The following is a 13,302-nucleotide window of genomic DNA, read 5'->3' on the forward strand; positions in this document are numbered from 1 at the left end:
TTTTATAGAAACAAAAGCAGTGTATTATTTTTGTTTTAATTTGCTTTCTGCTTCTTTTTTCTCTTCTTCTAAAATCTCACGATACCAACGTGGGTGATGTTTTTTCGCCCAACCTCGTGTTACCCAACCTTCAATCATGCTACGAATTGAACCTTTTACCCAAAACGCGGCATAAGCATGAACAATCACGGTGATGATCAATAAGATGGCTGACAGTGAATGAGCCAGTAAAGCAATGCGAATTACTGGAATAGAGAAATAATCGGCAAAATAAGGACGCCAAATAATTATCCCACTAATGGTTAGAACAATAAGGCTGAGACTTAATGTCCAATAAATTCCTTTTTGGCCTAAGTTGTAATGCCCAATATCGCCTGCTTCTTCATTTTGTAGCACTTTATGGATATTTTTTGCCCACACTAAATCATCTTTATCAACAGAGTTATACTTGAAGTATCTAAAAAACATAAAGATAAAGAAAAACACCATCGCAACACCCGTAAATGGATGCAGTAAACGCGAAAGTTGCGGTGTGCCTAAAATATTCATAAACCAATTTAGGGATGGGAAGAAAAAGCCCAATCCACTAAAGGTGGTAAAGACAAAGAAAATCGCCACAACCCAGTGATTGATCCGCTCTGAGGCAGTATGACGAAGGATTTTATCGCTTTTCTTCTTCATTATTTCTGCTCCTCTTTATTCACTGAATTTTGTGATGCTTCCATCTCTTTTTGTGCCTCTTCTTCATCTTCTTCGGTGGTGTGGTTAGGGCCAATACCTAAGTAATGGAACATGGCACCTGCAAAAGTGGCAGCAAAACCAACCGCCGCTAATGGCTTCCAAATACCTTTCCAGAATTTCACTGTTGAGCTAATTTCAGGATTTTCTGGTAAGCCATGATATAAATTTGGTCTATCAGCGTGATGAAGCACATACATCACATGTGTACCGCCTACACCTTGAGGATCGTATAAACCCGCTTTGTCATAACCTCGTGTATTGAGTTCAGCAACGCGCTCATTTGCAAGATGTGTCATTGCTTCTTTAGAGCCAAAGTGAATAGCACCTGTAGGGCAAGTTTTCACACAGGCAGGCTCTTGACCCACTTCAACGCGATCAACACACAATGTGCATTTGTAAGCGCGGTTATCTTCTTCATTAATACGAGGAACATCGAAAGGACAACCAGCAATACAGTAGCCACAACCAATACAGTGCTCTGATTGGAAATCAACAATACCGTTAGCGTATTGCACAATGGCACCTTCCGCTGGACACGCTTTTAAACAGCCCGGATCAGCACAGTGCATACAGCCATCTTTACGAATTAACCATTCCAGCTTGCCGTTTTCTTCGACTTCAGAAAAACGCATTACTGTCCACGATTTTGCTGTTAAATCCATTGGATTATCGTAAACACCAACGTTAAGACCAACTTTATCGCGAATATCGTTCCATTCAGAACAAGCAACCTGACACGCTTTACAGCCAATACAGGTCGTCACATCGATAAGTTTTGCCACTTCTTCTTTAAAGTCACGTACCTGTGGTGCTGGCGTAAGAGAATTGGTAGCAGAACGACGAATAATATCTTGAGATTGCAATGACATCAGTTTCCCCTTATGCCTTTTCGATATTGACTAAAAACGCCTTATATTCAGGTGTGAATGAGTTTGCATCACCCACAGATGGCGTTAATGTATTGGCAAGGAAACCTTTACGAGTTGCTCCCTCAAAGCCCCAGTGGCACGGAATACCAATGGTATCGACAACTTTACCATTTATCGTTAGCGGTCTAATTCGCTTAGTTACCACGGCTTTGGCTTTGATATAGCCTCGTTTAGCACTGACTTTGACTTCATCACCTGCCACAATACCTTTTCGAGCAGCTAGTTGTTCGCCAATTTCGATAAACTGATCAGGCTGTGCAATGGCATTGATTAATGAGTGTTTTGTCCAATGGCGGAATAACTCAGTAATTGAATAGGTTGTTGCCACAAAAGGGAATTCATCTGCTTTGCCTAAATGTTCTGCATCATAACTGTATAAACGTGCAACAGGGTTACGAGAGACGTTCGGGTGCAGGATATTATCTTCTGTTGGTGATTCAAAGGGTTCATAGAATTCAGGGAAAGGACCATCTGCCATTTTATCAACAGCAAATAAGCGTCCCATGCCTTCTGGTTGCATAATAAAAGGACCTACACCGCTATTAGGCGCTGCATTGTTATAGTCTGGTACATCAGGGCCAACCCATTGATTACCATTCCATTTGATCAACTGACGTTTTTCATCCCACGGTTGACCTTGAGGATCAACGGATGCTCGGTTATATAACACGCGGCGGTTTTGAGGCCATGCAAATGCCCAACCCGGTGTACAGCCTAAACCTGATGGGTCTGCATTATCGCGGTTTGCCATTTGGTTGCCTTTTTCAGTCCAGCAACCCGAATAAACCCAACAGAAACTGGCGGTTGAACCGTCGGATTTAAGCTGGTGGAAACCATCAAGTTGTTGTCCTTTTTTAAACAACAATTTACCTGCATCATCGTAGATATCTTGCATCGCTTGACCATTAGCTTCTTTTGCCACTTCTTCAGGCTGTGGATCGTAAGGGTCAACGTAGTTCCAAGAAAGATTCATTACAGGTTCAGGGCAAACGCCACCTTCTTCACGATAAAGCTCGCGCAGACGCATCAACAGATGCCCTAAAATTTTACCATCGTGCCATGCTTGTACTGGTGGTTTAGCGCCAGCCCAGTGCCATTGTAGCCAGCGGCCTGAGTTTGCAATTGAGCCATTTTCTTCAGCAAAACAAGATGAAGGTAAGCGGAAAATTTCAGTTTGAATATCTTTTGGTGAGACTTCATTCATCTCGCCGTGGTTTTGCCAAAAATTAGAAGATTCAGTCACTAGTGGATCAATGACAACCATATATTTCAGTTTGGCTAATGCGGCGCTACATTTATTTTTATCGGCAAAGGCAGCTAACGGGTTAAAACCTTGAACGATATAGCCATTCATTTTGCCATCGATCATTAATTGGGTTTGCGCCATGATGTCATAGCTTTTATCCCATTTTGGTAACCAATGATAACCCCATTCGTTTTGTGCCGTTGCGTGTTCACCCCAGAAGCTTTTTAGCAAACTAATAAAGAAATCAGGGGTTCTTTTCCAGTAGTTAACTTGGTCTGCAACCACTGTTTTTGGTGTCACTTGGGATAAGTAAGTTTCTAATGATGTCTGTTTTTCATTAGGCAGAGGCATATAACCCGGTAGGTTTAATGATAATAAACCCAAATCGCTATAACCTTGGATATTAGAGTGCCCACGTAACGCATTGACACCACCACCCGGCATACCCACGTTACCTAATAATAACTGGATCATACCTGCTGCACGGATAGTCTGAGCGCCACCAGTATGGTGTGTCCAACCTAAAGCATAAAGAATGGTTGAGGTTCTGTCTTTTACGCTGGTAGATGCGAGCGCTTCACAGATATAAGTGAAGTCTTCTAATGGTGTACCGCACAGAGTAGTGACGATTTCAGGGGTATAACGCGAGACATGGTGTTTTAAAAGGTTCCACACACAACGAGGATGTTGCAGTGAATTATCTCTTAATGCCAAGCCATTTTCATCGAGTTCATAATGCCATGAGGTTTTATCATAGCTTTGATTTTCTTTATCAAACCCACTGAAAAGACCTTCATCAAAGCTGTAATCTTCACGCACAATAAGAGGCGCATTAGTATAGGCTTTGACATACTCGTGCTGAATTTTATCGTGCTCGATTAGGTAATTAATCACACCTAATAAGAACGCAGTATCAGAGCCAGCACGAATAGGGGAATAGAGGTCTGCAACGGCAGCACTACGGTTAAAACGGGGATCGACAACGATAACCTTCGCATTATTCTTAATTTTAGCTTCGATAACCCATTTAAAACCGACTGGGTGCGCTTCAGCAGGGTTACCGCCCATGATCAGCACAACGTTAGCATTTTTAATATCGACCCAGTTATTGGTCATTGCACCGCGACCAAAGGTTGGTGCTAATGCAGCAACTGTTGGCGCATGACAAAGTCGCGCCTGACAATCGATAGCAATCATGCCTAATGAGCGAGAAAATTTATTATCTAAAATACCGGTTTCATTACTGGCGGCAGAAGAACAAAGCATACCGGTTGTGAGCCAACGGTTAACTTCTTGCCCTTTTTCATTATGGGTAACAAAGTTTTCATCGCGATCTTTTTTCATTAAACGGGCGATTTTATCAATCGCTTCATTCCATGAAATACGCTCCCATTTATCAGCGCCAGGTCTACGATATTCAGGATATTTCAGGCGATTTTCACTGTGGATATAATCGACAAGTCCTGCACCTTTCGGGCATAAAGAACCTCGGCTAACAGGATGATCAGGGTCGCCTTCAATGTGATAAATACTTTTATCGACATTCTTTGCACCATCTCCAAGGCTATACATCAAAATACCGCAACCCACAGAGCAATAAGTACAGTTATTACGAGTTTCAACGGAACGTAATAATTTATATTGGCGAGCATTCGCAATAGATACTTCAGGTGCTAAGCCTAGTAATGCAGCAGATGTGCCTGCCATACCGCCAGCACAGATCTTAAAGAAAGACCTACGACTGATTTGCATCAGTGTCTCCTTGATAAATTGATAAATAACATCCGTACCGGGCGTTTAAAAAACGTCCAGTAAAGATACGATTTCATTTTTCAATCATTCAAGACAGACCTGAGTATCGTTTTGTGAACTCAATGTGATGAACTACTACTTAAAATGACGTTGGTGATTATAACGAGGAAAAAAAATAAATCCATACTAACAATGCGGATACAAATTATATTAAAAAATAACAATTTAGTTTGATTTCCATCATGTTAAATAACTAATTTTTCAATTAGCACACAAGGTGAAAATGGGCATTAAATCGATTAAAAAGATTATTGAAATAAAACGCCATTTTACCTTTGTTATAAAAAATTTTTACTGTAAAAGAAGTGACATTATATTCTGCATAAAATCTCAACAATGAATTATTATGGCTATTTTTTATTCTGTTTTCAGATTTTTATTCCTAAATTTGATTTAAGTAAAGCTGTAAAAATAAAAGGCTAAAAAATAGACATTTTGATCGCCTTCACAATTCAGAAAAGATCGATTTGAAGTTTAACTCCGAAAATAATTATATATTGGAGTTAACTTCAATATACAAAAAATATCCTACTTGATGACAATAATAAGAGCTAATAAGTATGAACAGAATAAAGAAAATATCTTACTCCTGTCTTTCTGTAATGCTAGTGTCAGCAATATTCACCTCTACTAGTTTTGCAGAAAAACTTCCTAACTTACCTGTTACATTTAAAAGTGGGGCAGGAACAATCAGCAAAAATGTTATTTATGTTGGTTTAGGCACAGCAGGAAAATCTTGGTATAAGCTTGATCTTAATAATCAAACAAAACAATGGGAAAAAATAGCAGACTTTCCTGGAACACAAAGAGATCAAGCTATTGCTCTAGAACTAAATAACGATATTTATATTTTTGGTGGAGCGGGTAAAGAAAATGAAAATAGCGAAACAATTAGTGCACTTACAGATGTATATCGCTATTCACCAAAAGAAAATAAATGGGAAAAGATCAACACACGAGCACCTTACGGATTAGTTGGGCACACAGGGATTAATATCAACAATGATCAAGCGATTATTCTTGGTGGTGTTAATCAACAAATATTTGACGGTTATTTCGTTGATTTAAATCGTACTAAATCGAATGAATCTGAAAATAAAAAAGTCATTAGTGATTATTTTAATCAGCCTGCTGAAGGTTACTTTTTTAATCGAAATATAATGGAATATAACGCTGAAAGTAATCAATGGCGATTATTAGGTGTTATGCCATTTAATGGAACGGCGGGTTCTGCATTAGCTTATGATGGCAATAAAATCACTTTAATCAATGGTGAAATAAAACCAGGATTACGCACCAGTGAAGTACAAACTGCCACATTAAAAAATAATCAATTACAGTGGAATTTAGCTGCTCAGAAATTACCCGATCTGATGCCTAATCAGCGGCAAGATGGTTTAGCGGGGGCATTTGCTGGTTATAGCATGCACACTTTACTTGTTGCTGGTGGGGCTAATTTTCCGGGAGCACAGGCAAACTATGCACAGCAACATTACTTTGCGCATCAAGGGTTAGAAAAAACATGGCATAAAGAAATTTATGGCTTTATTAATAATCAATGGAAAGTTATTGGTGAATTACCGCTTCCTCTTGGTTATGGCGTTACTGTTTCACATGATAATTCACTTTATTTAATTGGAGGCGAAACAAATAAAGGTGAAGCTGTTAATTCAGTTATTACTTTAACGATGAAAGATAAACAATTAATTATTGAATAATCTCTTCCTACATATAAATTAAAATAATTCATAAAGATCTCCTTGATTCATTCAGGGGATCTCACCTTTTGGAAAAATATTATGCTAAATAAAAAGAAAAAACTTTTATTGTCATGCTGTGCTTTATTAATGTCATCTCAATTATATGCGACTACATTAGACTTCCGTCATGAATATGCAGATTCGACACGAATTAATAAAGATAGAATTGCATTTATTCATTCTTTTTCAAATGGCATTGGTTTTTATATTGATGCAAGTGTCAAATCAGGTGGTGTTGATGGTGAAAAAGATAAATTATTTAGTGATGTTGTTAATAATGCCATTGAAATGGGGTTAAGCTACAATCATAAATTAAATAATAATGTCACATTACAGCCTGGTCTTATTTTCGAAACAGTTACCGATACTTCTATCTATAAACCTTATCTAAAAGCACAATATAATTTTGATAATGGTTTATATATTGCAGGGCGTTATCGTTTTGATTATGCCCGTAAAACAAAACAGGGTGTTGATGATGAAAAAACAAATCGCCTTGATGGTTTTATAGGTTATAAATATAACAAATTTAAAGTGGAATATGACTACACGCAAATGTATAGCGACGCTATAAAATATGATAATAAAAAACGCAATTATGAGCATAACGTCGCTTTCTCTTATCAAATCAACAGTACTTTCACACCTTATATTGAAGTTGGCAATATGGCTGTAAGCCCTCTTAGTGATTCTCGTCAGACACGTTATCGAGTCGGGTTGCAGTTCCATTTTTAATTTAAGTTAAGTAAAGCAAAATAAAAAAGAGGGAGAGTGGTGGAAATATCACTCTTCTTCTTATTTTATATAGTTATCAGTAAGTTGAGAAAGGTTGGTTATTGTTTGATCTTCTTCACAAATTACTGTTTTTTTGATTGAGAAATTAAACTCCGTAAAATATTATAAATTGGAGTTACATTTCAAAAGAAGAGAACAGTGAGTTCAAAATGGCGCTAATTGAAAAGATGACTAAAGATATTCAACAAAAAGGTGGACTAATTGTGTCTTGCCAGCCAGTTGATAATAGCCCAATGGATAAGCCTGAGATTGTTGCTGCAATGGCTCAAGCAGCGGTAAATGCGGGAGCAATCGCAGTGCGTATTGAAGGAATTGATAATTTAAGAGCAACTCGTCCTCTTATTGATGTGCCGATCATTGGTATCGTGAAACGAGATTTACCTGATAGCCCTGTGAGGATCACCCCGTGGCTTAGTGATGTTGATGACTTAGCTAAAGCAGGCGCGGATATTATTGCTTTTGATGGTACTGATCGAGTGCGTCCTGTACCAGTGAAAACGTTATTAGCGCATATTCATCGTTTAGGAAAATTGGCGATGGCAGATTGCGCCACCTTTGACGAAGGCATGTATTGCCAAGAGTTAGGCACCGAATTTATTGGTTCAACGATGTCAGGTTATACAGGTGGCGAAATACCAAAGTTGCCTGATTTACCGCTGGTCACTGCGTTGGCTGAAAAAGGATGCCGAGTGATTGCCGAAGGGCGTTATAACACACCGATGATAGCTGCAAGAGGAATGCAAGCCGGTGCTTGGGCTGTCACGGTAGGCTCTGCATTAACACGTCTTGAACATGTCTGTGATTGGTTCACTCAAGCATTAAAGTGGCAGCAGGAGTTAGATAAATGAATACATTAGCCATTGATATTGGAGGAACAAAAATTTCGGCAGCACTAATTAGCCGAGATAACCAATTGACACAACATACGCAGATCACCACACCCGCAAGTGCATCACCAACACAACTTTATGAAGCACTCGTTGCTATTACGACACCACTAAAAAACCATGCTAATAGTGTTGCCGTGGCATCAACAGGCATTATTTGTAATGGCATTTTAACGGCTCTGAATCCGGATAATTTAGGCGGATTAAAGGATTTTCCTTTAAAAGAAACGTTATCTGCGATCACGGGGTTGCCATGTTGGTTATTGAATGATGCTCAAGCCGCAACATGGGCTGAATATGATTATCGTCGTGAAACTATTTCTGATATGGCGTTTATCACTGTATCGACAGGTGTTGGCGGTGGCGTTATTCAACAAGGACAACTTTTTACAGGAAAACGAGGTATTGCCGGCCATTTAGGGCACACCTTAGCAGATCCTCATGGCCCACGTTGTGGCTGTGGTCGCTATGGTTGCGTTGAAGCCATCGCTTCAGGTCGTGCGATTGCCGCACAGGCAACTGGAGAACTTGCAGGAAAAGATGCTAAATCGATTTTTGCTGCCTTTCATCAGGGGAATTCACAAGCAAAATCGCTTATTAAGCGCTCAGCAAACACAATTGCAAATTTGGTAACAGATATTAAAGCAACAACCGATGCCGATTGTGTCGTTCTTGGCGGTAGTGTTGGGTTAGCGAAAGGGTATATAGAACTCGTTCAAGCAGCCATGACACAACAGCCATTAGCATTACAAGTGCCGATATTATCGGCTCACTACCATCATGATGCCGGGCTCTGGGGCGCTGTCCTGTGGGCTAGAGAGCAATAAAAAAACTGTCGTAAAACTTACCTTTTACCCTACATATGGCAGGACTAAAAAATGCAATTACATGATTTTGGTTTCATTAATTATGCAGTGCTGTTTGGTTATTTAGCAGCAATGCTACTCGTTGGTGTTTATTTCTCTAAACGTCAAAAAACCGCGGATGATTATTTCCGTGGTGGCGGTCGCGTTCCTGGTTGGGCTGCGGGTGTTTCTGTGTTTGCAACCACATTAAGCTCGATTACGTTTATGTCCATTCCTGCAAAGGCTTATACCTCAGACTGGACTTTTATTATTGGGCAATATTTAGCTATCGCTATTTTGCCATTAGTCTTTTATTTCTATATTCCATTTTTTAGAAAATTAAAAATCACTTCGGCTTATGAATATTTAGAAGCACGTTTTGATGTACGCAGCCGTTTATTTGCCAGCCTTTCATTTATGTTATTCCATATTGGTCGGGTGGCCATTATTACTTACTTAACTGTACTTGCTTTGCGCCCTTTTATGGGTATCGACCCAGTTGTTTTAATCGTACTGATTAGCTTGCTATGTATTATTTATACTTGGATGGGCGGAATTGAAGGTGTTATTTGGACTGACGTTATTCAAGGATTATTACTTTCAGGTGGTGCAGTTCTTATTTTCATTATGATCTGCTTTAAAGTTGACGGCGGAATTAGTGAAATTTTTACTGCAACATCACAAGCCGATAAATTCTTTCCTACGACTCAATTTCGTTGGAGTTGGACTGATAGCACAATCCCTGTATTGATGATCGGTTTTTTATTCGCGAATATTCAGCAATTTACCGCAAGTCAGGATGTTGTACAGCGTTATATCGTGACAGATTCTATTGAAGAAACAAAACGCACACTGATAACAAATGCGAAACTAGTTGCCATTATTCCTATCTTCTTCTTTGCTATTGGATCTGCCTTGTTTGTGTATTACAAACAGAATCCTAATTTCTTACCTGAAGGCTTTAATACGGGGGGAATTTTACCTCTGTTTATTGTGACTGAAATGCCTGTTGGTATTGCTGGATTAATTATTGCAGCTATTTTTGCTGCGGCTCAATCCAGTATTTCGAGTAGCTTAAATAGTATCTCAAGCTGTTTTAACTCTGATATTTACACGCGTTTAAGTAAATCTGAACGCAGTGCTGAACAAAAAATGAAAGTCGCAAGATTAGTCATTATTGTTGCTGGTGTCTTCAGTAGCTTGGCAGCAATTTGGTTAGTTTTATCTGATGAGTCTGAAATTTGGGATGCTTTTAACAGCCTGATTGGTTTAATGGGCGGCCCAATGACTGGTTTGTTTATGCTGGGTATTTTTGTTAAACGTGCAAATGCAGGTAGTGCAGTTGTAGGGATCATTGTCAGTATTATTGCAGTATTAGCTGCACGTTATGGCAGTGATCTTAATTTCTTCTTCTACGGAGTCATTGGTGCCATGTCTGTTGTTATTGCAGGAACAATTACAGCACCGCTTTTCACATCAGCAAAACAAATTTCATTAGATGATAGTGAAATATCAGGAAATAAATAGGGAATAATCATGTTATTTGGACATATATCAGATTTGGCTACGATGTCAGAAATGAATCCCGCGTTGCGTGATGCGATGGAAAAAGCGTTAACACTTGATCCCGCTTCACTTGCTCCTGGGAGTTATAAAATTGATGGCGAAACGCTGTTTATGAATGTGATGACGTTTGACACTCAGCCTCGTGAGCAAAAACGAGCTGAATTACATCAGCGTTATATTGATATTCAAATATTGCTCAGTGGTGAAGAAATTATTGATTTTGGTATACAGGGTTCAGCTCAAGATGTGACGCCTTATAATGAAGCTGATGATTATCAACTAACCGATACAATAATAGGTCAACAGACCTTAACGCTTACACCAAGCATGTTTGCTGTTTTTATGCCTTATGAACCTCATAAACCGGGAATTTCGGCTGAAAAGGGAGCAAATACACTGAAGAAAGTTGTTGTTAAGCTAGATGTCACTGCATTAACTGACTAACAATTACTGTTTTTATTAAGCGCTTTATTTCTGATGTATCAGTAAGTTGTATTCTGATGACATAAGGAATAAAGCGTTTTTTATTATCACATTATTGTATGAGCAAGGCTTTTTTTAACTGGTTGGAATTGGTACTCTTGTTAGCAGAATTTTTTTCCGTGTATCTTCTGCAACCAAGGATAATCTCCATGACAGAACAGGCAACGACCCGACTAAAGCCGGGTAAAATACTTGATACGCTAGGCGCAATGAAAAATAGTCTAACGCGAGTATCACAGCGTATTGCAGACTATATCCTGTTCCATCCTACAGAAGTTACTCAGCTCTCTATTGCTCAACTTTCACAAGCGACAAAAGCGGGTGAAGCGACGGTTGTGCGTTTTTGTCGCACATTGGGTTATAAAGGGTTTCAAGATTTTAAAATGGATTTGGCGATTGAAATGGCGACCTCTGATAATGAAGAGTCACCTATTCTTGATGCCGAAGTAACCCATCAAGATGATATCCATACCATTGGTTTAAAACTTCAAGCAACGATTAATAACGTACTATCAGAGACATTGAATCTGCTCGATATGAAGCAAGTGCAAGGTGCTGTAAATGCTTTATTATCTGCAAACTATATTTTTATTTGTGGTGTTGGCTCTTCAGGAATTACAGCCGAAGATTTAAAAAATAAACTTATGCGAATTGGTTATCGTGTTGATGCTGTTACAAATAACCACTTTATGTATATGCAAGCTTCGTTATTAAAACCAGGCGATGTTGCTATTGGAATTAGCCATTCAGGTAATTCTCCTGAAACTGTTCATGCTCTTAAATTAGCTAAAGAAGCAGGAGCCAGCACCATTGCATTGACTCATAATTTAGGTTCACAAATTATGGAGTATGCTGATCACCATTTAATTAACGGTAACCGACAAGGGAAATTGCAAGGCGACTCTATTGGTACAAAAACAGCACAACTCTTTGTATTAGATCTTCTTTATACACTATTAGTACAAGCTCAGCCTGACATGGTTAAAGAGCAAAAGTTACGAACATTAAATGCGCTAAAACAGACTCATTCTGCATAAGTTCATCTCTATTTTGTGTGGTTTTTAGTGAAAATTAGTTAAAGATCACACTTTCATTTTTCTCTTCCTTTAACGCTCATTTCGTTATTGCGTTCTGAAGTATAGCTCTCTAATATAGAGTCAAACTCCATAAATTAAACAATAAAGAAATTAACCTCCAAAGGAAGTGATCATGAACAAACTCTCTGGACTGATTGCCGCGCCTCATACCCCATTTGCGACTGACGGTAGCGTTAATTATCCTGTCATTGATGAGATAGCAAAACACCTTATAGCAAGCGGTGTGACGGGTGCTTATGTATTAGGAACAACGGGTGAAGGTATTCATTGCTCTGTTGAAGAACGTAAGAAAGTAGCCGAACGCTGGGTTGATGCCAGTCAGGGTAAGCTTGATCTTATTATTCATACAGGCGCACTCAGTATTGCTGATACGCTAGAACTTGCTCGCCATGCCGAAACATTAGATATCAAAGCAACATCAGTGATTGGTCCTTGTTTCTTTAAGCCAGGCAATGTTGATGACTTGGTTGAATATTGCCGTTTAGCCGCAGCCAGCGCGCCATCAAAAGGTTTTTATTATTATCACTCCACCATGTCAGGCTTGAGCATTGATATGGAAAAATTCTTACAAGCTGCGGGTAAAGCTATCCCAAATCTATCAGGTATGAAGTTTAACTCTCCTGATATGTATGAATTCCAGCGTTGTTTACGTGTAGATGGTGGAAAATATGACATCCCATTTGGGGTTGATGAATTTATTCCTGCTGGATTAGCCTGTGGTGCATTAAGCGCTGTCGGCAGTACTTATAACTACGCTGCGCCACTATACCTTGAAATTATTGAAAAATTTAAAGCAGGTGATCATGAAGGCGTTACCGCTTGTATGGATAAAGTAATTGCGATTATTCGTGTGTTAGTCGAATACGGCGGTGTTGCAGCAGGAAAAGTGGCAATGCAACTGCATGGCATTGATGTAGGCTCTCCTCGCCGCCCATTACGCCCAATGACCGCAGAGCAAACAGCAGATGCTCTCGCGAAGTTTAAAGCGGCTAATTTTCTGTAATTGATTTGACTTTGATTGAGTATTTATAGATAACCCATTTTTAACATCTCCCCCATTGATGTAACAGTGGCTTTTAGATGAAAGCCACTTTTTTATTATTCACTCTACAACTTGATTTTAAATTTCACTCCAACCAAA

The 13,302-nt window shown here is 39.1% G+C and carries 11 protein-coding genes; 8 read left to right on the forward strand and 3 right to left on the reverse strand.

What is annotated here, in order from left to right:
* Positions 1 to 24 precede the first annotated feature (24 nt).
* From fdoI to fdnG, 3 genes are read right to left on the reverse strand one after another with little or no spacing between them, the layout of a single operon-like run.
* A complete protein-coding gene (fdoI, locus tag CBE70_RS05530) occupies positions 25 to 684 on the reverse strand; it encodes a formate dehydrogenase cytochrome b556 subunit (RefSeq protein ID WP_100158555.1) in 660 nt (219 codons plus the stop codon).
* On the reverse strand, positions 681 to 1,610 hold the full coding sequence (gene fdxH, locus CBE70_RS05535; RefSeq protein WP_100158556.1) for a formate dehydrogenase subunit beta: 930 nt from the start codon (positions 1,608 to 1,610) through the stop codon (positions 681 to 683). The genes fdoI and fdxH overlap by 4 nt, the downstream gene beginning before the upstream one ends.
* Before the next feature lie 10 nt (positions 1,611 to 1,620).
* Positions 1,621 to 4,668, reverse strand: coding sequence for a formate dehydrogenase-N subunit alpha (fdnG, locus tag CBE70_RS05540; protein ID WP_100158557.1), 3,048 nt, complete (start codon positions 4,666 to 4,668; stop codon positions 1,621 to 1,623).
* Between the two features lie 620 nt (positions 4,669 to 5,288).
* Between fdnG and CBE70_RS05545 the strand changes: the two genes are divergently transcribed.
* The 8 genes from CBE70_RS05545 to CBE70_RS05580 all read left to right on the forward strand — a co-directional run bounded on the left by CBE70_RS05545 (position 5,289) and on the right by CBE70_RS05580 (position 13,164).
* Positions 5,289 to 6,446, forward strand: coding sequence for an N-acetylneuraminate epimerase (locus CBE70_RS05545; protein WP_100158558.1), 1,158 nt, complete (start codon positions 5,289 to 5,291; stop codon positions 6,444 to 6,446).
* 81 nt (positions 6,447 to 6,527) lie between these two features.
* Positions 6,528 to 7,223: an oligogalacturonate-specific porin KdgM family protein gene (locus CBE70_RS05550; protein WP_100158559.1), complete on the forward strand. Its 696-nt coding sequence runs from the start codon at positions 6,528 to 6,530 to the stop codon at positions 7,221 to 7,223.
* Between the two features lie 209 nt (positions 7,224 to 7,432).
* A complete protein-coding gene (locus tag CBE70_RS05555) occupies positions 7,433 to 8,131 on the forward strand; it encodes an N-acetylmannosamine-6-phosphate 2-epimerase (RefSeq protein WP_100158560.1) in 699 nt (232 codons plus the stop codon).
* Positions 8,128 to 8,997: an N-acetylmannosamine kinase gene (gene nanK, locus CBE70_RS05560; RefSeq protein ID WP_100158561.1), complete on the forward strand. Its 870-nt coding sequence runs from the start codon at positions 8,128 to 8,130 to the stop codon at positions 8,995 to 8,997. The genes CBE70_RS05555 and nanK overlap by 4 nt, the downstream gene beginning before the upstream one ends.
* Before the next feature lie 51 nt (positions 8,998 to 9,048).
* The gene (locus tag CBE70_RS05565) at positions 9,049 to 10,542 is read left to right on the forward strand and encodes a sodium:solute symporter (protein WP_100158562.1); all 1,494 of its coding nucleotides are present in this window, start codon (positions 9,049 to 9,051) and stop codon (positions 10,540 to 10,542) included.
* Positions 10,543 to 10,551: 9 nt separating this feature from the next.
* Positions 10,552 to 11,025, forward strand: a complete 474-nt coding sequence (gene nanQ / locus CBE70_RS05570; RefSeq protein WP_100158563.1) for an N-acetylneuraminate anomerase — start codon at positions 10,552 to 10,554, stop codon at positions 11,023 to 11,025.
* Between the two features lie 188 nt (positions 11,026 to 11,213).
* On the forward strand, positions 11,214 to 12,101 hold the full coding sequence (locus CBE70_RS05575) for a MurR/RpiR family transcriptional regulator (protein ID WP_088494247.1): 888 nt from the start codon (positions 11,214 to 11,216) through the stop codon (positions 12,099 to 12,101).
* A 172-nt stretch (positions 12,102 to 12,273) separates the two neighbouring features.
* Positions 12,274 to 13,164, forward strand: coding sequence for a dihydrodipicolinate synthase family protein (locus CBE70_RS05580; protein ID WP_100158564.1), 891 nt, complete (start codon positions 12,274 to 12,276; stop codon positions 13,162 to 13,164).
* Positions 13,165 to 13,302: the final 138 nt, after the last annotated feature.

The organism is Proteus columbae (genome assembly GCF_002777965.1).
Taxonomy (GTDB): Bacteria; Pseudomonadota; Gammaproteobacteria; order Enterobacterales; family Enterobacteriaceae; genus Proteus; species Proteus columbae.